Origin of the sequence: Marinitoga lauensis (assembly GCF_004135675.1) — a bacterium.
Classification (GTDB): domain Bacteria; phylum Thermotogota; class Thermotogae; order Petrotogales; family Petrotogaceae; genus Marinitoga; species Marinitoga lauensis.
Genome location: NZ_QHLX01000001.1, coordinates 280,560 through 303,802 on the forward strand (window position 1 = coordinate 280,560; position 23,243 = coordinate 303,802).

Annotated in this window: 30 protein-coding genes and 1 pseudogene; 23 read left to right on the top strand and 8 right to left on the bottom strand. The window is 27.7% G+C overall.

The annotated features are described in order from the left end of the window. The first annotated feature begins 4 nt into the window (after window positions 1-4). The 5 genes and pseudogenes from DJ007_RS01430 (at window position 5) to pyrE (ending at window position 4,119) form a co-directional block, all read left to right on the top strand. Entirely contained in the window at window positions 5-1,198 is a 1,194-nt protein-coding gene (locus tag DJ007_RS01430) for a dihydroorotase (protein WP_129408002.1), read from the top strand. Continuing rightward, window positions 1,192-1,899, top strand: a complete 708-nt coding sequence (locus DJ007_RS01435) for an iron-sulfur cluster-binding protein (protein WP_129408003.1) — start codon at window positions 1,192-1,194, stop codon at window positions 1,897-1,899. Before DJ007_RS01430 ends, DJ007_RS01435 begins: the two co-directional genes overlap by 7 nt. Then, window positions 1,893-2,791, top strand: a pseudogene (locus DJ007_RS01440) (dihydroorotate dehydrogenase). Before DJ007_RS01435 ends, DJ007_RS01440 begins: the two are co-directional and overlap by 7 nt. After that, window positions 2,784-3,545 (top strand): orotidine-5'-phosphate decarboxylase, encoded by a 762-nt coding sequence (pyrF, locus tag DJ007_RS01445; protein ID WP_129408005.1) that lies wholly within the window; start codon window positions 2,784-2,786, stop codon window positions 3,543-3,545. The pseudogene DJ007_RS01440 and the gene pyrF overlap by 8 nt, the downstream one beginning before the upstream one ends. A 4-nt stretch (window positions 3,546-3,549) precedes the next feature. Further along, window positions 3,550-4,119, top strand: coding sequence for an orotate phosphoribosyltransferase (gene pyrE, locus DJ007_RS01450; RefSeq protein ID WP_129408006.1), 570 nt, complete (start codon window positions 3,550-3,552; stop codon window positions 4,117-4,119). 265 nt (window positions 4,120-4,384) lie between these two features. On the opposite strand, the gene DJ007_RS01455 is transcribed toward pyrE, so the two are convergent. Next, a complete protein-coding gene (locus DJ007_RS01455) occupies window positions 4,385-5,515 on the bottom strand; it encodes a phospholipase D-like domain-containing protein (protein WP_165973937.1) in 1,131 nt (376 codons plus the stop codon). A gap of 112 nt (window positions 5,516-5,627) precedes the next feature. Between DJ007_RS01455 and DJ007_RS01460 the strand changes: the two genes are divergently transcribed. After that, window positions 5,628-6,875: a putative DNA modification/repair radical SAM protein gene (locus tag DJ007_RS01460; protein ID WP_129408008.1), complete on the top strand. Its 1,248-nt coding sequence runs from the start codon at window positions 5,628-5,630 to the stop codon at window positions 6,873-6,875. A 2-nt stretch (window positions 6,876-6,877) separates the two neighbouring features. Continuing rightward, window positions 6,878-7,621: a TIGR03915 family putative DNA repair protein gene (locus DJ007_RS01465; RefSeq protein ID WP_129408009.1), complete on the top strand. Its 744-nt coding sequence runs from the start codon at window positions 6,878-6,880 to the stop codon at window positions 7,619-7,621. On the opposite strand, the gene DJ007_RS01470 is transcribed toward DJ007_RS01465, so the two are convergent. Continuing rightward, the gene (locus DJ007_RS01470) at window positions 7,608-8,768 is read right to left on the bottom strand and encodes a hypothetical protein (RefSeq protein WP_129408010.1); all 1,161 of its coding nucleotides are present in this window, start codon (window positions 8,766-8,768) and stop codon (window positions 7,608-7,610) included. The genes DJ007_RS01465 and DJ007_RS01470 overlap by 14 nt on opposite strands. 49 nt (window positions 8,769-8,817) lie before the next feature. Here DJ007_RS01470 and DJ007_RS01475 point away from each other — a divergent pair, with 49 nt between their 5' ends. Further along, complete coding sequence (locus DJ007_RS01475) at window positions 8,818-9,177, top strand: chorismate mutase (protein ID WP_129408011.1); 360 nt, start codon at window positions 8,818-8,820, stop codon at window positions 9,175-9,177. A 12-nt stretch (window positions 9,178-9,189) separates the two neighbouring features. Here DJ007_RS01475 and DJ007_RS01480 read toward each other — a convergent pair whose 3' ends face one another. The 6 genes from DJ007_RS01480 to DJ007_RS01505 form a co-directional block, all read right to left on the bottom strand. Further along, on the bottom strand, window positions 9,190-10,173 hold the full coding sequence (locus DJ007_RS01480; RefSeq protein WP_129408012.1) for a LacI family DNA-binding transcriptional regulator: 984 nt from the start codon (window positions 10,171-10,173) through the stop codon (window positions 9,190-9,192). Between the two features lie 45 nt (window positions 10,174-10,218). After that, window positions 10,219-11,088 (bottom strand): D-ribose ABC transporter substrate-binding protein, encoded by an 870-nt coding sequence (locus DJ007_RS01485; RefSeq protein WP_129408013.1) that lies wholly within the window; start codon window positions 11,086-11,088, stop codon window positions 10,219-10,221. A gap of 14 nt (window positions 11,089-11,102) precedes the next feature. Beyond that, the gene (locus DJ007_RS01490; RefSeq protein WP_129408248.1) at window positions 11,103-12,029 is read right to left on the bottom strand and encodes an ABC transporter permease; all 927 of its coding nucleotides are present in this window, start codon (window positions 12,027-12,029) and stop codon (window positions 11,103-11,105) included. Then, entirely contained in the window at window positions 12,029-13,507 is a 1,479-nt protein-coding gene (locus DJ007_RS01495) for a sugar ABC transporter ATP-binding protein (RefSeq protein WP_129408014.1), read from the bottom strand. Before DJ007_RS01495 ends, DJ007_RS01490 begins: the two co-directional genes overlap by 1 nt. Continuing rightward, entirely contained in the window at window positions 13,507-13,887 is a 381-nt protein-coding gene (gene rbsD, locus DJ007_RS01500) for a D-ribose pyranase (protein ID WP_129408015.1), read from the bottom strand. The genes DJ007_RS01495 and rbsD overlap by 1 nt, the downstream gene beginning before the upstream one ends. Before the next feature lie 433 nt (window positions 13,888-14,320). Next, window positions 14,321-15,259: a PD-(D/E)XK nuclease family protein gene (locus DJ007_RS01505; protein ID WP_129408016.1), complete on the bottom strand. Its 939-nt coding sequence runs from the start codon at window positions 15,257-15,259 to the stop codon at window positions 14,321-14,323. Between the two features lie 121 nt (window positions 15,260-15,380). Here DJ007_RS01505 and DJ007_RS15205 point away from each other — a divergent pair, with 121 nt between their 5' ends. The 15 genes from DJ007_RS15205 (at window position 15,381) to DJ007_RS01555 (ending at window position 23,126) form a co-directional block, all read left to right on the top strand. Next, window positions 15,381-15,551 (top strand): hypothetical protein, encoded by a 171-nt coding sequence (locus tag DJ007_RS15205; RefSeq protein ID WP_206076006.1) that lies wholly within the window; start codon window positions 15,381-15,383, stop codon window positions 15,549-15,551. Between the two features lie 221 nt (window positions 15,552-15,772). After that, window positions 15,773-16,042: an AAA domain-containing protein gene (locus DJ007_RS19805; protein ID WP_206076007.1), complete on the top strand. Its 270-nt coding sequence runs from the start codon at window positions 15,773-15,775 to the stop codon at window positions 16,040-16,042. Continuing rightward, window positions 16,009-16,359, top strand: coding sequence for an AAA domain-containing protein (locus DJ007_RS19810; protein ID WP_368359323.1), 351 nt, complete (start codon window positions 16,009-16,011; stop codon window positions 16,357-16,359). Before DJ007_RS19805 ends, DJ007_RS19810 begins: the two co-directional genes overlap by 34 nt. A gap of 5 nt (window positions 16,360-16,364) precedes the next feature. Next, on the top strand, window positions 16,365-16,643 hold the full coding sequence (locus tag DJ007_RS18660; protein WP_206076008.1) for an AAA domain-containing protein: 279 nt from the start codon (window positions 16,365-16,367) through the stop codon (window positions 16,641-16,643). Beyond that, window positions 16,604-17,326: an AAA domain-containing protein gene (locus tag DJ007_RS15225; protein WP_206076009.1), complete on the top strand. Its 723-nt coding sequence runs from the start codon at window positions 16,604-16,606 to the stop codon at window positions 17,324-17,326. The genes DJ007_RS18660 and DJ007_RS15225 overlap by 40 nt, the downstream gene beginning before the upstream one ends. 108 nt (window positions 17,327-17,434) lie before the next feature. Next, window positions 17,435-17,791: a 6-carboxytetrahydropterin synthase QueD gene (queD, locus tag DJ007_RS01515; protein ID WP_129408017.1), complete on the top strand. Its 357-nt coding sequence runs from the start codon at window positions 17,435-17,437 to the stop codon at window positions 17,789-17,791. Window position 17,792: 1 nt separating this feature from the next. Then, the gene (folE2, locus tag DJ007_RS01520) at window positions 17,793-18,539 is read left to right on the top strand and encodes a GTP cyclohydrolase FolE2 (RefSeq protein ID WP_129408018.1); all 747 of its coding nucleotides are present in this window, start codon (window positions 17,793-17,795) and stop codon (window positions 18,537-18,539) included. Then, window positions 18,533-18,805 carry a hypothetical protein gene (locus DJ007_RS01525; protein WP_129408019.1) on the top strand — a complete coding sequence of 91 codons (273 nt, stop codon included), beginning with the start codon at window positions 18,533-18,535 and terminating at the stop codon, window positions 18,803-18,805. Before folE2 ends, DJ007_RS01525 begins: the two co-directional genes overlap by 7 nt. Further along, window positions 18,805-19,029, top strand: a complete 225-nt coding sequence (locus tag DJ007_RS15230) for a hypothetical protein (protein WP_206076010.1) — start codon at window positions 18,805-18,807, stop codon at window positions 19,027-19,029. Before DJ007_RS01525 ends, DJ007_RS15230 begins: the two co-directional genes overlap by 1 nt. After that, window positions 19,026-19,727: a dihydropteroate synthase gene (gene folP / locus DJ007_RS01530; protein ID WP_206076011.1), complete on the top strand. Its 702-nt coding sequence runs from the start codon at window positions 19,026-19,028 to the stop codon at window positions 19,725-19,727. The genes DJ007_RS15230 and folP overlap by 4 nt, the downstream gene beginning before the upstream one ends. Window positions 19,728-19,732: 5 nt before the next feature. Next, on the top strand, window positions 19,733-19,993 hold the full coding sequence (folK, locus tag DJ007_RS01535) for a 2-amino-4-hydroxy-6-hydroxymethyldihydropteridine diphosphokinase (protein ID WP_276318627.1): 261 nt from the start codon (window positions 19,733-19,735) through the stop codon (window positions 19,991-19,993). A gap of 325 nt (window positions 19,994-20,318) precedes the next feature. Continuing rightward, the gene (locus DJ007_RS01540; protein WP_165973939.1) at window positions 20,319-21,185 is read left to right on the top strand and encodes a metal ABC transporter substrate-binding protein; all 867 of its coding nucleotides are present in this window, start codon (window positions 20,319-20,321) and stop codon (window positions 21,183-21,185) included. Window positions 21,186-21,189: 4 nt separating this feature from the next. Continuing rightward, window positions 21,190-21,573 carry a Fur family transcriptional regulator gene (locus tag DJ007_RS01545; RefSeq protein WP_129408022.1) on the top strand — a complete coding sequence of 128 codons (384 nt, stop codon included), beginning with the start codon at window positions 21,190-21,192 and terminating at the stop codon, window positions 21,571-21,573. Then, complete coding sequence (locus tag DJ007_RS01550) at window positions 21,539-22,306, top strand: metal ABC transporter ATP-binding protein (protein ID WP_240739156.1); 768 nt, start codon at window positions 21,539-21,541, stop codon at window positions 22,304-22,306. Before DJ007_RS01545 ends, DJ007_RS01550 begins: the two co-directional genes overlap by 35 nt. Beyond that, window positions 22,299-23,126, top strand: coding sequence for a metal ABC transporter permease (locus tag DJ007_RS01555; RefSeq protein ID WP_129408023.1), 828 nt, complete (start codon window positions 22,299-22,301; stop codon window positions 23,124-23,126). The genes DJ007_RS01550 and DJ007_RS01555 overlap by 8 nt, the downstream gene beginning before the upstream one ends. The last annotated feature ends 117 nt before the right edge of the window (window positions 23,127-23,243 follow it).

The following is a 23,243-nucleotide window of genomic DNA, read 5'->3' on the forward strand; positions in this document are numbered from 1 at the left end:
AAATATGGATTTATTAATAAAAAATGCACATATTATATCCCATTCCACAAAGGGAATTTATAACCTATATATTAAGGATAATAAGATAAATGAAATATCAAAAAATGAAAAAAAAGCAGATCTTACAATTGATGCAAAAGGATTGTTTTTAATTCCTGGAATTATTGATATGCATACCCATTTAAGAGAGCCTGGCTTTGAATATAAAGAAACAATTAGTTCAGGATTGCGCGCTGCCGTTCACGGCGGCGTTACAACCCTGGGTGTTATGCCAAACACTATGCCTGCAATGGATAATTTAAAAACCATTAAATATGTTGAAGATACTGCAAAAGAAGTTAATCTGGCAAAAATAATCCCTATTCCATCAGTAACAAAAGAGCGTCAGGGGAAAGAATTAAATGATTTAAACGCGTTTCATAATTATGGATATAACTTTTTTTCTGATGATGGCGATCCTATATGGAATGATGAAATAATGTTAAAAGCACTGGAAACTGTTAAAAACTTTAATGGAGTTATTATCAATCACTGTGAAGATAAACGTTTTTTAGAAAAGGAAATATTTGAGTCATTGATGATTGCCAGAGACGTTGAGTTATCGAAATTTACTAAAAGTCATGTCCATGTAGCCCATATATCAACAAAAAATAGCATCGATTTAATTAAATACGCTAAATTAAATAATATAAATGCTACATGCGAGGCAACATTTCATCATCTACTTTTAAATAATCCTGAAAAAAATACCTTAAAAAAAATCAATCCACCTTTGCCAGATTTAGAAACTCAAAAATATTTAATAGAAAATATTGATTATATAGATATTATTATTAGCGACCATGCTCCACATTCTTTAGAGGAAAAAAACAGAAGTTATACAGAGTCTCCAAATGGAATATCAGGATTAGATATATTTTTTCCAGCTCTTTTTGAGATATATAAAAAATACAAGATTGATTTAGATTATTTAATCGAAAAAGTTACATACAATCCAACAAAGGTATTTTCTTTAGAAAATATTGGAGATATCAAAGAAGGATATATCGCAGATCTTGTTTTAATAGATCCAGAAAAAGAATGGAATGGAGAAATCTATTCAAAAGGTAAGAATTTACCTTATAAAAACTTAAGTGGAAGAGTTTTAATTACCATAGTCAATGGAGACATAAAATATAGTGAGGTGAAATTATGGTAAATACCATAGTTCAAGATATTAAAACCACAGAAAATTATATACTATTAACTATAAAAACAGAGAAAGAAATTAATATTGAACCAGGACAATTTGTTATGTTAAAACTCAAGCAATTTGATTTTGGAAAACCATTTTCTGTAATTTATCAGGAAGGTAAAATAATAAAGTTTTTAATTGCAGTTGTAGGAAAAATGACAAAAGAGATGAAAAATTTAAAAATAGGTGACTCATTAGAACTCAGAGGACCATACGGAATACCTTTTATAGAAAAATTACATAAAAATAAAAAGTATGTACTTTTAGGTGGTGATTGCGGTTCTGCCCCTTTAATACACTTTTCTGAAAAATACCCTGAATTAGTTAGAGAACAAATATATGGTTTTGTAATTCCTGAAATAAAAAAAATATTAAACATCAAACATTTGCACATAGACATAGAAGAAGGAATTAATCCTTTACAAAAAGCGGAAAATTTAAATATTTCAAACGATGATGGATTTTTAGTCTGTGGAAGTTTGAATTTTATCAAATATACTCAGAAAAAATTCATGGACTATAAGATTTTTGCATCATTGGAAGCGAGAATGGGTTGCGGGATTGGAATGTGCAAAGGATGTCCTATCAAAACAAATGATGGAATAAAAATGATTTGTAAGGATGGTCCTATCTTCGATTTAAGCGAGGTGGATTTAGAATGGTAAATATATGTGGAATTGATTTTAAAAATCCTATTATCATATCTTCTGGGCCTGGAGGAAATGGAAAAGAATTATCAAATTATATAGACTTAAATTTATTGGGAGGATTTACCGCGAAAACGGTAACCCTGATGAAAAAATAGGAAATCCACCTCCACGAATAGTCAATGTAAAAGCAGGCATATTAAATTCTATCGGTTTGCAAAATCCCGGTATAGAAAAATTTATACAAAAGGATTTACCTTTTTTAGAAACATTAAATACAAATGTAATTTTAAGCATAGGCGGAGATACAAAATCAGATTATCTAAATTTAATTGAAAAATTAAATAATTCTAACGCGGCTCTTTTCGAATTGAATTTATCCTGTCCAAACGTTGGAAAAAGCGGAATACCACTGGGTATAGATGAAATTGCAATATTTGATTTAGTAAAAGAAACCAAAAAAATCTCTAAAAAACCTATCTTTGTAAAATTTGGTGTTGAAACATTTCTAGAAGATTTAGTTTCAGCAGCAGTTAAAGGCGGAGCAGATGGAGTTACCTTAATCAATTCACCAAAAGGTATGAAAATAGACATTGAAAAAAAGACTGTTATATTAAAAAGAGGTTTTGGAGGATATAGCGGTCCTGCAATAAAACCTATTGCACTTGCTACAATCTTTAGAATAAGAAGAAAATTCAAAGATTTACCTATTATTGGCATGGGTGGAGTTTTCGATTATACAGATGCTATTGAATTTATAATGGCTGGAGCTAATTTAGTTGGCATTGGTGCAGGAGTAATGGCTGACCCAGAAATGCCTATAAAAATTATAAATGATTTAAATAAGTATTTTAAAAAAGAAAAATATGAAGATATTTTATCTTGTGCTGTGGAGGGATATTATGTTTGATAAATACTTAAAGATAAGAGAAAAAAACAGTTCAGTCTTACTTGTTGGATTGGATAGCGATTATAAAAGGATTAATGGCGATGTTTTTGATTTTAACAAAAAGATAATAGATGAAACTTATGATCTCACATGCGGATATAAAATAAACATCGCGTTTTATGAAAAGTTAGGTCCAAAAGGATTAGAAATATTAGAAAGCACTATAAATTACATAAGACAAAACCCTGAAATCCCAATAATTTTGGACGCAAAAAGAGGAGATATAGGAAATACCGCCAAAGCATATGCAGAACACTACTTTGAAAGATTAAAGGTTGACTCCTTAACAATAAATCCTTTTATGGGTATAGATACCTTAGAACCATATTTAGAATACGATAATGCCCATCTCTTTGCATTAGCTTTAACCTCAAATAAAGGAGCTTATGATTTTGAAATACCGGAAAAATTATATTTAAAAATAACGGAAAAAATGAACGAGTTAAATAAAAAACATAGAAACAAAATCGGTATAGTAGTTGGTGCAACAAATGCCAGATATATAAATGAAATTACAAACATTTCAGAAAATATGATATTTCTAATACCAGGAATTGGAACTCAAGGTGGAGATGTTGAAGAATTATTCAGAAATTTAAATGGTTATAAGAATATAGTCGTTAATGTTTCAAGAGCTATTATATTTGATGAAAATCCAAGAAAGAAGGCTATTGAATTCAATTCATTGATTAATAAATATTATCAGGAGGGATAGTAATATGGACATATTAAATCTTTTGAAAGATACAAAAACTATTTTAAATGGTCATTTCAAACTATCTTCAGGATTACATTCAGATACATATATTCAATGCGCACAGGTTTTAAAATACCCTGAATATGCTGAATTATTAGGAAAATCACTATCAGAAAAATTCGCTGAAAAACCTGATTACATTGTTTCACCTGCTCTTGGAGGCTTAATAATAGGACACGAAGTTGCAAGAGCTTTTAATATTCCATTCTTATTTACTGAAAGAAATAAAGAAGGTCAAATGGAATTGAGAAGAAATTTTTATATTGAAGAAAACAAAAAAGTAATAATCATAGAAGATGTTATAACCACTGGAAAATCAACATTAGAAGTTTATGAAACTTTAAAAGAATTCAACCCGCAAATTATAGGTTTTGGCTGTATAGTAAATAGAAGTAAAAAAGAGAAATTAAATAATTTACCAATAAAATCTCTTCTGGAAATTGAAGCAAAAACATATGAACCTGATAATTGTCCATTATGTAAAAAAAATATTCCTATTATAAAACCCGGTAGTCGTCAGAATACAAAATAAGGCTTTCCGCTTTGCGGAAAGTTCAGTTTGTAGACAAAGTACAAAATAAAATAATCAAATAATATTCGCTCATCCGGTGAAAATTCTTAAACTCTTTGCTTCGCAAAGGGGTTAAGAAAGATATTTTTATTATAAAAAAAAATAACCTTAAACCTTTCGCTCCGCGAAATGTTTAGGATTTGCTCATATTATTTTTCTTATTTTATTTTGTCAACAGTCTGGACTTTCCGTGTCTTGTGGAAAGCCTTACAATTTATATTTCCAATTATTTAGTATATTTTTCCCATAGCCTATTAAATTCCTTCTCATACCCTTTAGAAATATATTCACTATGAATAACTAGAGAATTTTCGTCATTATAATATTGTGCAGAATTTGTAAAGTTAAAAGAACCTGTTATAGTTATTTTTCCATCTATTATCATGACTTTATGATGAAACGTTCTATCGTTTTTATCTAAAATGACATTAACACCATTTTCTTTTAAATGCTCTATTTGTGCCCAACCATAATTTGATTGATATTCTTCTGCTATTACTCTTACATTTATGCCTATATTTTTCGCTTTTATAAGAGCATCTGCTATTTCTCTTTTACTAAAAGTAAATATCATAACATCAATATTTTTTTCTGATTTATTTATTAATTCTATAATCCTATCAGTTAAATCATCTTCAGGAGTAAAATAAGGTTCTATTAATCCACTATCAAATTCTACATTTTTATAAGGTTTATTATCAAGAGAATTTTTACCATAATACCCTTCAAACATTTCTTTAAATTCATTCATATAATCCTGTGCAAGTTCATTGGAAAAAATCACTATAGAGTTATTCGAATTATATTTAAATCCATTATTTGTAAAGTTTGTGCTCCCTGTTAATACACAATATCCATCTATGATTATAAATTTATCATGCATGAGTTTATAATTTTTATCGTGTTTGGTTTCTATTCCTGAATTATCTAATCCGTTTATATATGAATTTAAATTATTCAATTCATATACAACCTTTACATCTATTCCTTTTTTCTTTAACTTTTTCAATTCCTGGATAAAAGGATAATAATTAATATCATATATAGCAGCCCACACAAATTTTTTTGCACCATCAAGAAGTTTTTTTATGTATTCCCAGTTTTTCTTTTCATTGTTTCCCTCATCAAAAAACAAAATCGTAGAATCATCAGTAATGTTATGTATTTTCAAATTTAACTCCGTTGCTTCTTTTAAATCTTCCAGATGATAATCTGCTCTCCAGAAATAATTCTCACCATCAAAATATTCTCCTGGTAAATTCAGCTTATCTTTTGTGATTATCCATTCTCCTTCTGAAATTGAAAAAGCGCTTATAATCAAAACTAAAAATGCCAATAAAAAAAGAAATTTTTTCATACATACACCTCCTAACATATTTTTTACATTATATAGTTGACTATTATACTTTTAAGTAGTATAATATAAGTATCTACGAAATAAAATAAATTACTTAAAAGTGGTGATTGCTATGGATATAAACGAAAAATTAAAAATTTTATCTTCTGCTGCAAAATATGACGTTTCATGTTCTTCAAGCGGTAGCGACAGGGGAAATTCTAAAACAGGTCTTGGTAACACGGTTACAAGCGGCGTTTGCCACAGCTGGACAGGTGATGGACGATGTATATCACTTCTAAAAATCTTATTTTCAAATGCATGTATATACGATTGTGCTTATTGTATCAATAGAGCCAGTAATAACATTAAACGAGCTACTTTCACAGTTGATGAAGTGGTAAATCTCACCATTAATTTTTATAAAAGAAATTATATCGAGGGACTATTTTTGAGTTCTGCTATTATAAAAAATCCAGATTATACAATGGAACAGATGTTAAAGGCTGTAAAAAAATTAAGAATTGAAGAGAATTACAATGGATATATTCATTTAAAAGCAATTCCTGGTGCTGATTTAAAACTCATACGAGAAGCTGGATTTTATGCTGACAGACTTAGTGTAAATATAGAGCTTCCAAGCGAAAAAAGTTTAAATTTATTAGCTCCTCAGAAAAAGAAAGAAACAATAATAAAACCTATGAGTTTTATTGGTCAAAATGCTCTGGCAAATATAGAAGAACGCAAAAAATACAAAAAAGTTCCTTTGTTTGTTCCAGCAGGCCATAGCACTCAACTGATTGTTGGGGCTACACCTGAAAGTGATTTGAAAATCTTAAAATTAGTAGAAGGTATGTATAAAAAATTTAATATGAAAAGAGTTTATTACTCTGCGTTCATAAAAGTAAATAACGACAAAAGACTCCCGGATATAAAACCACCTTTAAAGCGTGAAAACAGATTATATCAAGCAGATTGGCTCTTAAGATTTTATAAGTTTTCTGCCGATGAAATTTTAGACAATAAACACCCATTCTTAGATGAAAATATTGATCCAAAAACATCATGGGCTTTGAGAAATTTTCATTACTTTCCTATTGAAGTTAATAAAGCTTCATACGAAACATTGATTAGAGTGCCTGGAATAGGTATCAAATCCGCTCTAACCATTATTAAAGCCAGAAAATATGCTCCTATAACTTTTGATAAATTGAAAAAAATGGGTGTTGTTTTAAAAAGAGCTAAATATTTTATAACCTGCAACGGGAAATATTATTCAAATTTATTTTTAACTCCTGAAATAATAAAAGAGGAACTAACAAAAAACAAAGAGTATCAAATTCCTTTATTTCCTTTAACTGCAATTGAAAAGGCGGTGTGAAAATGAAAATTATCTTATATGATGGTACTTTTTCTGGATTACTAACGATTATTTTCAACGCATACAATGAAAAGAAAATACCTGATATTATTTTTAGACAACATAATCCCAGTATTTTTAATGTAATAGATACCGTAAAAACCGATTATAAGAAAGCCACTGTTGTTAGTGACTTTATAACAAACAAACTCGATAAGATTGTTTTAAAAAACATGTATCTTGCCTATTTATCAGAATTTGAAAATATAGAAGTTGATATTATAAAATATTTTAATCTTTCCCTAAAAATCAAAAGAAATGCAGAATTACATATAGAAAAAAATTATATCATTAGACTAAAAAATGCTATTACTAAGGTAATAAATGAAAAGCACAAATTTCTTGGTTTATTAAGATTTAGAAAATTATCAAATGGTATATGGTATGCTCCTTTTGAACCTGATCATAATATAATTTCACTTCTTCCAAAACACTTTATAAATAGATATCCTGATAAAAGATGGATAATTCACGATATAAAACGTAATTTAATTCTTGCTTATGATAAAAAAATTGAGTTAATTCAAATCAAAGATTTTGATAATAATTTCTATTTAAAAGAGGAAAATCTATCTTATGAAGAAAAAGCCTTTCAAAGTTTATGGAAAACATATTTTAAAAGCGCCTCTATTTCAGAAAGGAAAAATGAAAAATTACAACGACAATATATGCCAATAAGATATTGGAAATATCTTATAGAGATTTAACTAGTTCAATATACTCCTTTTGTTTCTTTTTATAATCTTCAAACCTATTTATTTTTGAATGTTTATCAAAATAATCAAAAATTTCTTTTTCCAACCTATCCACATTTGAATATTTATTTTTTAATTCATTCAAAATCTCTTTTATCTTTATTCTAAAATTTTCATATCCTATCATTTCATACAAATACAATGAGTATTTCTTTAAATCTTTAAAGGTAAATATATTTTGACCTTTTATCATTAACCATTCTAAAATAAATCTTTTTAAATTTTTTTCCACATAAAATAGAAAATCTTCACTTGGTACATATGGGGGTTCATGAATAATGGTAATTTCTTTTTCTGGAGAATAATAGGTTTTAAACATATTGTTTTTCGGCGTAATTCCTGCGTATTCATTACCATTTTCATATATTAATCTCGAAGCTAATAACAATGCAAAATCCTCTCCTCTTGGTATATTAAGAGGATAATACATCTTTTCAGCATATTCTCTTTTAATTATCATATTCCCTCCAAAACCAAAAATACATTCTTTTAATGAGTTATCCTGAGATAATCTTACAATATCATCATCCATGGATTTGGTTTTTCTCCATGAGTTAAGAACATCTTCTCCTAAAATCCTAATTGTTCCATTCTTTTCATAAGGTGCGGTTATTAAATATTTATCAGGATTATTAATTAATATCTCCTTTGCTTTGATTAAATAATTTTCTCTTAATAATTCATCATCATCAATTTGAATTATAATATCTTCTTTATTCATAATAGGAAATAAAAATCCCTGATTTCTTATTTCTGAATAACCTTTTGTTGAAAAAAATTCTGAGTTATATTTTCTTTTATATTTTTGAATATCTGTATTTGTATATATATAATATTTAAACTTTAAATTCTTTAAAATATTTTTTGTCTTTTCTCTAATTTCATCATCTCTTGATGTATCTTCATGTGCTGCAATTGAAAAAACATATATACTTAATTCATCTTCTGAATCAATATTTAAATTATTTATACTTTCAATTGTTTTATATAGCGTATTTTGTTCTTCAAATTTTTCTAATAATGTTGGATGATCAAAATAATCCACCAGTTTTTCATTTATTCTTACATAAGTGTTTATTACAATAGCAAATTTCATCATTCTTTCCTCCTGTGATATAATATAAAAAAACAAATTTTTGAGGTGAGCCATGATAGGAATCAGAGGAGCAACTTCCATAGAAAAAAATGAAAAAGATCATATAATAGAACGCTCTATAGAATTATATAACAAAATCATTGAAAATAACAACATAAAAAACATAATTGCTATATTATGTTCTGTTACTCCTGATATTACAGCATTTAACCCTATTACAGCAATAAGAAAAGAATTTAAATTATCAACTGTTCCTTTAATGACGTTTCAGGAAGCTATGTTTGAAGGTTCAAAAGAAGGAATTATAAGATTTTTAATTTTATGTGAAAGTGACACACAAAACTTTATATTTCTCCATAAAGCAAAGGAATTACGTAAAGATTTATTGGAATCATTTACTGATTCCATATAAATTATTAGTTTCTTATTTTGTCGAATTTCTAATTATCAATTGTGGTTTTAACACTATTCCTTTAATTTGTTTTTGTTTACCATCTATTATTTTTAATATTAATTCTGCTGCTTTATATCCCATCTCATAAATCGGTTGTCTTACTGTTGTTAATGATGGTTTGTAATGTTTACTAAAGAGTATATCATCAAATCCTGTTACGCTAACATTTTCTGGTATTTTTATTCCTCTCTCCTGGAGAGAATCAATTATACCATAAGCTATTAAATCGTTACCTCCTATAATAACGTCTGGTAGTTTTTTTATTTTTTTTCCAAAACTATAACCTGCTTCATATGAAAATTCTTTGTATAGATGATTATAATTTTTTATGTTTTTTTCTTTCATAAATTTTACAAATGCTTCATATCTTATTTTAGCACTAAATGTATTTTTACCTCCATTTACAAAATAATAACTTCTATTTCCTCTATTATATAAATAACTTAACAATTCATAAATTCCTATTTGATTATCACATATTACATAAGAAGCATTAACTCCTTCTAAAATTCGATCGAGAAATACTATCTTTATTCCCTTTTCTATTAATTTCTCCAATGCAGGATTATACAAACCTGTACCTGTAAAAATAATACCATCAATATGTTTGGAGATAAATGTATTTATTATCTTAGTTTCCATATCTAAATCCTGATCCGAATTACTTAATAATAATGTATACCCTTCTTTTTTTAAATAATCTTCAACACCTTTCACAATATTCGGAAAAAAAGGATTTGTGATGTCTGGAATTACAAATCCTATTGTTTTTGTCTTACCTCTTCTTAAACTTTGAGCTATAGTACTTGGATTATAGTTTAATTTCTTTATTGCTTTCTCTACTCTTATCCTTAACTCTTCTTTAACATAAGCACTATTATTAATAACCCTTGAAACTGTCGATATAGAAACACCTGCTTCTTTAGCAACATCTTTAATACTTATTCTATTCATAACTTTTCTCCTCCAATAAAAATGGGGGAATTACCCCATTATTTATTATTTTACCACAAGTTTCAAGTCTACTGGTATATAAATTGTATGCGTTTCTAAATATTCTACTGCTTTCTTAACTGCTAATTCACCCATTAAAGATGGTTGTTGAGCCACTGTTGCTGCCATTTCTCCATTTTTTACTGCATTTAATGCATCAGGGATTGCATCAAATCCAACAACCACTATTTTACCTAATTTTCCTTCAGATTTTATTGCTTCTATTGCGCCTAAAGCCATTTCGTCATTTTGTGCAAACACTGCATCGATATCTGGATATGCTTGTAAAAGATTTTCCATAACCGATAATCCTTCTGCCCTATTAAAATTAGCTGTTTGTTTTGCTATTAATTTAAGACCAGGATACTTTTTTAATTCTGTTTCAAACCCTTTACCTCTGTCTCTTGCGGCTGATGTACCTGGTATTCCAACTAATTCTACTACATTTCCTTTTCCATTTAATAATTGAGCAATATACTTTGCAGCCATTGCTCCACCAGCTACATTGTCAGAAGCAATATGCAAAATTACTTTTCCACCATTTGCAGCTCTATCCACTGTAATAACTGGAATTCCTGCATCATTTGCTTCTTCAACAGCTGTAACAATTGCATCACTGTCTGTAGGATTAATGATAATAAAATCTACCTTTTGTTGAATCAAGTCTTCAATATCATTTAATTGCTTATATGGCTTATCCTGTGCATCAACAACGACAATGTCTACTCCTTCATTAATTGCTTCCTGCAAGGCTCCATTTCTTAATTCAACAAAAAACGGGTTGTTTAACGTCGAAAGAGAGAGTCCAATTTTAATACTAAATGCAGATAATGATAAAATCATAATAAACACAACAAACAATACTACTTTTTTCATAAATACACCCCCTATTAGTCTTCCCTTTCCAGCAATACTGCTATAAGGATAACTGCTCCTTTCACAGCTTGCTGGTAAAAGGGAGATACGTTTAATAAATTCAAACCATTATTAATAACTCCCATAATTAAAGCACCAAAAATAGTTCCTATAACACTTCCTCTTCCACCAGATAAACTTGCTCCACCTAAAACAACAGCTGCTATTGCATCTAATTCATATCCACTACCAAAAGTTGGTTGAGCGCTATTAAGCCTTGCTGTCAAAAGCATAGCACTTAATGCCGATAAAACGCCACTTATTATATAAATAATAATTTTATATTTTATGACTTTAACCCCACTAAGTTTTGCCGCTGTTTCATTTCCACCAATCGCATAAGTATATAATCCTAATTTTGTATTAGATAATATAAACCATATTAAAATAAACGTTCCTAACATTATAATTATTGGATAAGGAATTCCTAGCAAATTTCCTCTCCCAATAACTCTAAATGATGATGGCAATCCAGTAATTGGCATTCCCTGAGTATATACTAATGTTAAACTCCTCCCAATAGCCATTGTAGCTAAAGTAACTATAAATGGTTGAATTCTTCCCTTAGCTATAATAAAACCATTAGCAAAACCCATTAATGCCCCAACTACAAGAGCAACCAAAATACCCAGAAAAACAGAACCACCTTTTAATACAGAAGCCATAATAACAGCTGATAAAGCAAAAGTAGAGCCAACTGATAAATCAATACCACCTGAAATTATAACCATAGTCATACCAAATGCCATTATAGCCTGTATAGAAACCTGTCGAAAAACATTTATGATATTAGACAAGGTAAAAAAACGATCACTCAAAATAGCAAAAAATATTGAAATACCTATAAAACCAACGACTGCCGGATATTCTTTCATCTTTTTTAATATTTTATTTTTATCCATCATATATCAACTCCAGTAGCCAATTTTAGAATATTTTCTTGAGTTATTTTCTCACCTTCTAAAATTCCCATATTCTTACCTCTATGCATAACCAATACTCTATCACATAAACTAACAATTTCTGGTAATTCTGAAGATATAAATACTATGCCATTTCCATCATTTGCTAATCTATTTATAATATTATAAACTTCAACTTTTGCTCCAACATCTATACCCCTTGTGGGTTCAACTAAAAAAACTACTTTAGGATTTTTTTTCAAAACTTTTGAGATTACAACTTTTTGTTGATTTCCACCAGAAAGATTTTCTGCCTTTTGATTAATTGAAGTTGCTTTGATTGAATATTTTTTTATTTCAGCTTTAGCAATTTTTTTTGCTTTAGACCAGAATAATACACCTGCTTTTTCTATTAAATCCGTATTTTGAATAATAATATTTTTCATAATATCTAACTCTAATATTAGCCCCATACTTTTTCTATCTTCTGGAACTAATGCTATCCCATAATTTAATGCTTCATTAGGTCTTCTTATTTTTTTTATTTCTTCATTTTCTATAATCATTCTATCCCATTTTGCAGGCATATAACCATAAATTCCCAAAGGAATTTCAGATTTACCAGACCCAACTAATCCAGCTATTCCAAATATCTCTCCTTTTTTTACTTCAAAAGATACATTTTTCACCATTTTTCCTATTTTTAAATTTTCTATAGAAAATATTGTTTCATTTTCTATAGAATTGTATTTTGGAAACATATCATCTATTTTTCTTCCAACCATCATATTAATCAATTCATTCTGATCAAAATCTTTTACATAACCGCTTCCAATATATTTCCCATCTCTCAAAACAGTTACTTTATCAGCTATATCAAATACTTCTTCCATCCTGTGAGAAATAAATATTATACCTATTCCTTTATTTTTTAGCTCTTTTACAATCTTAAAAAGAGTTTGTGTTTCATGTTCAGTTATCGAAGCTGTCGGTTCATCCATAATAATTATTTTTGACTTTAATGATAATGCTTTCGCAATCGCTACCAGCTGTTTTTCCGAAATATTTAATTCTTTTACTAAACTTTCAGCCTTTATATTAAATTCATTTTTTGATAATAGATTTTGGGCTTCTTTTATCATTTGTTTTTTATTAATAAAAGCTTTTTTTATATTTCCTATATATATATTTTCTGCTACTGTTAATTCTTCAAATAAATTTAATTCCTGATGTATTGTAGCTATTCCGTTATTTATTGCTTCAGACGGATTAGAAAAAGAAACTATTTTTCCTTCATAATATATCTTTCCTTCATCAGCTTTATGAACTCCACCAATAATTTTAATTAAAGTACTTTTTCCTGCTCCATTTTCTCCAAGCAAAGCATGTACTTCTCCATTATTAAGTTCAAAATTCACATGATCTAATGCCAACACTCCAGGAAATTTTTTAGTTATATTTTCCAGTTTTAAAAGCATTAAAATATCACTCCTGAAATAAAAATTGCATTGTAATATGGTTTTATTTCACCTGTTCTGATTATAGCTTTGCTTTCTTTTGAAAGTTTTTTCAACTCTTCATGAGAAACATATTCAATATTTTCACATATTTTTTTTATTAAATCGATGAATTCTTCACTGGATTCTTCCGCAATAATAATTTTCTCTATATATAACTCTTTTAATACTGTTTTTGAAACATCATTAAATGTTGGAATATTTTTATCCACTACTAAATCTATTTTTTTATTATTTTCTGGAATAGGAAACCCCATATCAACAATAGCAATTTTGTCCATATGCCCCATAGATGCAACTATTGCAGAAATTTCAGAATTAAAAATTCCTGTTTTTTTCATAATCTCACTCCTTTTCAGAAAACGTTTTCGAAAACGTTTTCTGAAATAAGAATAACATATTTAACATTTTATCCAAAATTTAATTACATTAATTTAAAACTAATTAAATCTATTTACAACAAAATATTTATCATTATCTCTTTATATTAAAAAACAACCTTTTGATAAAGGTTGTCAGTTTGTAGACAAAGTACAAAATAAAATACTTAAATAATATTCGCTCATTCGGTGAAAATTCTTATTCCTCAAAAATGTTCATTCCCACCGGTCGCTCAAACTCACATCCTTGTTCGGTTTCGCTCAATTTTGCATCCGTGCAAAATTGACCAGCTCCATTCACATTTTTTCGGGAATTTTCAAGGATTCGCTCATATTATTTTTCTTATTTTATTTTGTCGATAGTCTGAAACAACCTTTTGATAAAGGTTGTTTTTTAATTTTTCAATATAAAATTTTCTTTATATTCAGGACAAATTTCCTTGAAATTACACCATTTACAATTATACTTTGATGGTCTTGCAGGAAAAAACATTTCATCCTGTGGAATATTTTTTTCCTTATCCTTTAAATAATGTTCCATTATTTCTATTCTTTCTTTTATATAATTTTCTACCTCAAGTAATTCATCTTTTGAATATTTTCTTTCTTCAAAATCCCCTTCATACAAATATTCATTAATTAAATAAACATTATTTAAGTCGATATTATAATTTTTATATGCATAAAGTGCATAAAGTTTTAACTGAAATTCATCATCTACTGATCTTTTTCCAGTTTTCCAATCCACAATATATATATTTCCATTTTTTTCATACATAAAATCAACTATTGAATAAATTTTATAATTATCAACAAAAAAAGAGGTGAAATTATTTTCCCTATCTATTTCTATTATTCTTATTCCATCTTGTATATCTTTCAACGTTTTAGAATTATAATAATTTTGAAGTAAGGTTTTTGCCTTTCTTTTTATTTCCATTCCAAGATTTCCTTCAAATAAATTTCTGTTTTTATAATACACAGAATAAAACATTATATAATTCTTTGGGTTTCTTTCCCATTCTTCTCTTAACTTATATGATGCTATTACGGCTCTATTAAATTCTTTTCCAACATACTCAAGAGCTGTTTTTATATCCTCCGATTTTAAAGCAGTTATATTATTAGCAATATATCCATGTATTAAAGTTCCTAAATATTGTTCAATTGTTGTTAATTTTGTTAGCCTATAAGCTTTTCTTTTCCGTTCTGGTGCATCTAATTCCCAGCCACCCCACATTAAAAATTTTGAATAGAAATATGCTCTTGGACACCTGTTTAACAATTTATCTTTTGAAAAAGACCAGGATTTTTCTGGATATTGTGAAATCATATAAAATCTCCTTTCTTTTATCCTAATTTTCTATTAACAATTTGATTATATACTAAAATTACTGTAAAATAAAAAAGGAATGAAATTTATCGTATGAAATAATGGATTTGGGGTGATGTATATGAATTTTTTAGAAAGTTTGTATGAAGCTATAGAATTAGAAAAAGAAGCAGAAATAAAAGCTATGATAAGTGAAATAAAGCAATATGGAAAAGATAGAGAAAAAATTGGTCATGCCATAAATAACTTAAATGGTAAATATATTGGCAGGGAAATGGAGGATTATATTTAATAAAATTCGGAAGAAAAGAATCTTTCAAAACCGATATTAGTGTTGGTGATGTTGTTTTAATTAGCAAAGGAAATCCTTTAAGAAGTGATTTAATTGGTTCTGTTACTGAAGTTGGAAATAAATATATCATTGTTGCCTTTTCAAATAAACCACCCATCTGGGTTCAAAGATCTAAAAAGGTAAGAATAGACTTATATTTAAATGAAGTTACCTTTAAACGGATGCAAAAATCAATATTAAAATTACATTATGGCGAAGGAAAACTCAATATATTAAAATCTATTATTTTAGGCAATAAAAAACCCAAGATCCCCAAAAAAGTTACATTATCTTTTTTTGATAAAGATCTTAATGCTTCACAAAAAGAAGCTGTTTCAAAAGCAGTTGGAAGTGATGATGTCTTTTTAATTCATGGTCCTCCTGGTACTGGAAAAACAAGAACATTAACAGAAGTGATATTACAGGAAGTAAAGATTGGAAAAAAGTTTTAGCAACTGCAGATTCAAATACGGCTACAGATAATCTACTCTCAAATCTTATAAAATATGAAAATATAAAGGTATGTCGATTGGGACACCCAACAAGAATAGATGAAAATTTAATACAGCACTCTTTGTATTATATTGTTGAAAATCATCCTGATTATAAAAAAATTGATGAATTACGAGATAAAGCGATTAAACTATCGGAGGAAAGAGATAAATATATAAAACCAACTCCCCAATTCAGGCGTGGTTTAACCGATGAACAAATAGAAAAATACGCTTTAAAAGAGCGTGGCACAAGAGGTATTTTCCCAGAGACATGAGATCCATGTATAACTGGATTAAATTAAATAAAGAAGTTCAAACTTTATTTGATAAAGCCAGAGAAATGGAGAATAATTTAATATTAAAAATAATAAAAGAAAGCGATGTTGTTATTAGCACCAATAGTTCTGCTGGTATTGAAGAATTGGAAAACATAAGATTTGATACTGTAGTTATAGATGAAGGTTCTCAAGCTACTGAACCTTCATGTTATATCCCATTGTTCATGGAGAAAAAATTATTATGGGAGGAGATCATAAGCAATTACCACCAACAATATTAAATCCTAAAGCAGAAAAAATTCTGTCTAAAACATTATTTGAAAAATTAATTAATAAATATCCAGAAAATTCTTCAATGTTAACTATTCAATATAGAATGAATGATAAAATAATGCAATTTTCAAATAAAAAATTTTATAGAGGTATTTTAAAAAGCGATAAAAGCGTTAAAAATAGAACTTTAAAAATAAACACAAAAAATATTGAATATCCATATAACGAAATATTAAATGAAATTCCAATAGTATTTGTCGATACTTCTTTAATTCCTGAAAGATTTGAGGTAATAAAAGAGGGTTCATCATCAAAATATAATCCATTGGAGGCAAAAATTGTAATTGAAATCTCAAAAATTTTATTAGAAGAAAATATCGATTTTGGTATTATTTCACCATATAAAGATCAGGTAAAGTTCCTGAAAGAACAAATTGAAGGCACTATTAGTACTGTAGATGGTTTTCAGGGAAAGGAAAAAGATGTAATTATTTTTTCTTTGACAAGAAGTAATGAAGATGGGTTAATTGGATTTTTAACAGATGAAAGGCGATTAAATGTAGCAATAACAAGAGCAAAAAGAAAGTTAATAGTAATTGGTGATATTAAAACTGTAACTAAATATGCTTTATTTGATGAGTTTGTTGATTATATAAAAACTAATGGAAAAATTATCAGTATCGATATATAGATTTTTAATCTGGATAATTAATGTTCTAATTTTTGAAATATAATTGAAAAAGAGATATTGTGCTATTGTGATATAATAGCTTTGAAAATTATATGAAAGAGGTGCTATATGTTAGTTAAAAGGATCTTTAACTTCGCTGCAGCACATAATCTAGTGAGATATTATGGTAAATGTGAAGCTTTACATGGCCATAATTATAGACTTGAGGTTACTGTTGAAGGAACACCTGATGAAGAAGGGATGGTTATCGATTTTCTTGAATTAAAAAAGATTGTAAAAGAAGAAGTCTTAAATATTTTAGATCATTCATATATTAATAATATTATTGAACAGCCTACTGCAGAAAATATAGCCATTTGGATATGGGAAAAATTAGAAGATAAAGTAAAAAGAGAAAACTGTAAATTATATGAAATTGCATTATATGAAACAGAAAATAATGTAGTGTATTATAGGGGTGAATGAATTGAAAGATGTTCAATCTGAATTGGATAGCAGAGGTATATATATTCACGGTGTTGGGATTTCCGATCTGGAATATCCAATAATATTTGATGGAAATCATACTATAGGCAATTTCACAATGCTTGTGGATTTAGATGAAAATGTGAGAGGCACCCATATGAGCAGATTTGTTGAGGTATTAAATAAATATCACAACAACCTATCAGAAGCAAAATTATTGGAAATGAGTAAAGAGCTTAAAAAAGCTTTAGAAGCAAAAAAATCATATATAAAAGTGTCTTTTCCTTATTTTTCCTTAAGAAAAGCACCTATAACAAAGTTGAAAAGCTATACCAAATGTGATATTACTTATGAAATTATAGATGAAGAAATGAGATTATATTTAGCTATTCCTATTATTACTCTTTGCCCATGTTCAAAGGCTATCTCTAATTATGGTGCTCATAATCAAAGAGCATTAGTTGAAATTGGGCTTAAATTAAATGAAGATGTAAAAATCACAGAAATTGCAAAATATGTAGAAAAATCATCAAGTGGTATGGTTTTTTCACTGTTAAAAAGAGAAGACGAGAAATATGTAACTGAACATATGTATGATAATCCACATTTTGTAGAAGATGTTGTTAGAGATTTGAGTTTGTTTTTAGAAAAAGATAAAAGAATTGATGGTTATAAAATAAAAGTTATTAGTTATGAAAGCATTCATAATCACAATGCTTTTTCTGAAAGAGAGGGAAAGGCATGGTAAGATTGAGAATGTTAGAAGATATTGATTTAAAAAATGAGATAAATGTTGATCCTGCAAGTTTACCTATATTTCAATCAAAAATGAATCATTATTATATTTTAATTGAAGATATAGATGTTACCAGTGCAAATATTATTAAACAGGAAATGCTATCCCGTGGTGGAGATGTTGCCATTCACAAATATGCTATTAATCATAAAGTAGATAAAACAAATATATTATTAATAGGAACCAAAAAACAATATGATTTATTAATAAAAAATTAATGTCTATGAATTATTGGGATATTCCTAAGGTTAGAGAATCTTTAGAAAAAATATTTAAAAATATAAAAATCAGGAAATGGGAATATAAGATTAATAAAAACAGAAAAATCACTTTAGGTGAAGAATCAAAAATAATGGGAATTTTAAACGTAACCCCTGATTCCTTTCATGCACCAAGCAGGATCAAAAGTGTTGATCAGGCTATAGAAAATGCAAAAAAATGATTGAAGAAGGAGCAGAAATCCTTGATATTGGAGCTGAATCCACAAGACCAGGTTCTGAAAGTGTAGAATTAAAAGAAGAGATTGAAAGGGTTATACCTGTTATAAAAGCTTTGAGAGAAGAATTTCCTGATGTTGTTTTAAGTATTGATACTTATAAATCTGAGGTTGCTAAACAGGCAATTGAAAATGGTGTTGATATAATAAACGATATCTCTGGAATGCAATTTGACAAAAATATGGTTTATGTTGTTGCAGAATCAAAATTACCAGTTGTTATTATGCATATAAAAGGAACACCAAAAAATATGCAAAAAAATCCGTATTATGAAAATTGTATAAGTGAATTATTGGAATATTTTGAAGAAAGAATTGAATATGCTCACAAGCATGGAGTTGAACAAATAATTATCGATCCCGGGTTTGGTTTTGGAAAAAGAGTTCAGGATAATTTGAATTTAAGTTATAATATAGAAGAATTTAGAGTATTAGGATATCCTATATTAATGGGCCATTCAAGAAAAAGTACAATAGGTAATGTTTTGAACCTGCCAGATACAAAAGATAGATTAGAAGGAACATTAGCTTTAACATCATATTACGCTTTAAAAGGTGTAGAAATTATAAGAGTTCATGATGTAAAAGAAAACTTCAGAACAGTAAAAATGATAGAAGCATTAAGGGGGTATAAAAAATATTAAGTGCAATAGCCTTAGGATCAAATGTTGGCGATAGATTGAATAATATTAATAATGCAATAAATTTATTATCTAAACATGTTGAAATAATAAAAGTTTCCAATATATACGAAACAGAACCATGGGGATATACTAAACAGGATACTTTTCTAAATGCCTGTGTTTTAATTGATACGAATTTGGAACCAGAAGAACTCTTAAAAGTATGCAAAGATATTGAAAAAGAATTAAAAAGAAAGTATAGGTTTAAATGGGGCCACGCGAAATAGATCTTGATATTTTATATTATGGCGATATTGTTTTAGAAAAAGAAGAATTGCATATACCCATAAATATATGTTTGAAAGAGATTTTGTTATTGTTCCCTTAATGACATCTCACCAGATTGGAAACATCCAATTTTCAAAAAGACTGTACAGGAAAGGTATAATGAAATAAATAAAGGTAACATAAAACAATATGAAAAGGAGTCTTAAGGCTCCTTTTTTATTTTATTCACCCTAAATTAATATAAATATTTTATAATTGCAAATGATTTGCATTTGCAAATCATTTGTATTTATAAATATAATAGTGTTTGGAGGTGGTGGTATTATGAAAAAACTTTTAGTATTATTACTATTAATTATTGGAATTTTAGGATATTCTATAAATATCTCTGTTTCTATTCATCCATATTATTTAATCTTAAAAGATATTGTAGATAAGAATGATACTATAAATGTTATTGTTCCTGCAGGAAAAAGCCCTCATACATATTCTGTTTCTTCAAAAGATTTAATAAAAATCTATAAAAGCGATTTTGTTGTTTTTAACGGATTAAATTCCGAAGTTTTTATAAGCAAAATTATAAATAATCTAAAAAATAAAAATATATCTTTCCTTTATGCATCTGACCTTATACCTGAGGAGGAATTAATAAAATCTTTAAAGGATGATGATAAAGATCATGAACATGGAAATTATAACCCGCATATCTGGTTAAACCCTTATTTAATATATAATTATGTAATTCCGGGAATAGTAAAAGAATTGATTAAAATAAACCCAGAAAAAAAAGATGTATATGAATCAAATGCCGAGATTTTAATTGAAAAGTTAAAATTTTTAGATGCTTACTTATTATTGAAATCACGAGAAATTAAAGGAAGTATAATTACATTTCATAATTCATTCCCTTACTTTGCTAAAAGATATAACATAAATATTGCAGGAGTAATAGAAAGTTCTCCAGGTGTTGAACCTTTAATATCAGAAATGAAAAGATTATCGGATTTAGCAAAAGAAAACAAAGTAAAGGCCTTATTTTCCGAACCACAACTAAATCAAAAATTAGCTGCTAAATTAGCAAAAACATTAAAAATAAATTTAGGTGAATTAGATCCATTAGGTAGCAATTATAAAACAATTGATGAAATGTATTTAATGAATTTCTTTAGTATCTTGAATTCAACAAGGTGATATTATGAAATTAACGAAAACCAGAAGAGATATATTAAAACTATATGATGAAATTGATTATCCTTTAAATGCTGAAGAAATCTATAATCTTTTAAATAGAGAATATGACTTATCAACAATATACAGAAATTTAAACTTTTTTGAAAAGGAAAATATCCTCAAATCCATTGTTTTCTCAGACAAAATTACATACTATTATAAACCCAAAGGTCACTCACATTTTATTTATTGTATTAGATGTAAAAAATTTGAAAGTCTCAATCTTTGTTTTGAAAAACAATACAGAGATTATATAGAAAACAATATGCATTTTAAAATAACAGATCATATACTTTATTTTGAAGGTATTTGTAGTGAATGCCAGAAAGAAGGCGATAAGAATGCGTGAAAAGATGATTTCTGTAAAAGATTTAAATTATAAAGTGGAAGATAATGATATATTAAAATTTATCAATTTTGATATATATAAAAATGATTTTGTGGGAATTATAGGTCCAAATGGAGCCGGCAAATCTACATTGATAAAAATATTAATCGGCGAAATAGAAAATTACAGTGGAGAAATTGAAATAAATGGAAAAATAGGATATGTTCCTCAAAAGGATGAGTTTGATAAATCATTTCCAATAAGAGCTTTTGAAGTTGTTTTAATGGGGATGTATAAAGATGTTGGTTTATTCAAAAAATATAAAAAAAAGCATTATAACAAAGTTAAAAGCACAATGAAAATGTTAGGGATTGATTATTTGTATAATAGAAATGTTGGGAAACTTTCTGGTGGCGAGTACCAAAGATTAAGTCTTGCAAGAGCATTGGTAAGTGATCCAGATATTTTAATTCTTGATGAACCAGAAGCAGGGGTGGATAGCAAAGCGCAGATAAAAATATATAATATATTGGAGGAATTAAGTAAAAAAGGTATGACTATAATCCTGGTAAGTCATGATATATCAATGGTTGTGAAAAAAGCAAATACTGTTATGTGTTTAAATAAAACACTTCATTGCCATAAAAATGCTGTTGATATGACTGCAGAGGACTTGAAAAAAATATATTCAGAAGAATTAGAACTTCTTGTTCATATAAACAAACCATTGAAAGTGGTGAGCAAAAATGATTGAATTGTTTTCATATGATTTTATGATATATGCCATATTAGCATCGATTTTGGCAAGTTTTAGTGCTTCATTACTTTCTAATTATATTGTATTAAAAAAGATGGAATTTATAGGGGAAGGTGCTGCACATACTGCATTTGGCGGTATTGCTTTAGCCATTTTATTTGATTTAAATGTGGATTTTATAAGCATTATTACCGCAATATTGTTTGGAATATCTATTTATTTTATCAGTAAAAAAGAAAAGGTAAATGAAAATAGCGTCATCGGTATGTTATTATCTTTTTCCATGGCATTAGGAGTTATTTTTCTTTATTTAAAACCCGGATATACTCCTGAGCTATCCAGTTATTTATTTGGAGATATATTAATGGTTAATATTGAAGATGTGAAAATTTTGAGTTTAGTAGCATTGATAATATTATCGTTTATAATACTTTTCAATAAAGAGCTTAAATATTACGCATATAATTCAAAAATGGCAAAAAACTTTGGTGTTCCTACTAACTTAATTAATTTTATTTTTTTAATAATAGTATCTATTGTTGTGGTTACATCTGTAAAAATCATCGGAATTATTTTGGTTACTTCATTACTTATCACACCTGGAGTTATTGGGAAATTGTTTGCAAAATCATTAAATCAAATGATTCTCATTTCAAGCATTTCAGGAGTTTTTGCTGGATTTTTTGGTATTATTATAGCTTATTTTATCAACATTCCACCCGGACCTTCAATTGTTGTTACATTATTTTCTATATTTTTAATTTCGTATCTTATTAATTATATAAGAGCAAAAGCATTTGTTAAAAAACATGGTTAAAATAATTATAATTATGAAAAAAGCTTACATATTATGATATAATTACATAGAACCATATTTAAAGAGAGGTGAAATTTATGGATTATTTTAGTTGTAGCGAAGATCCGTTGTCTAGAC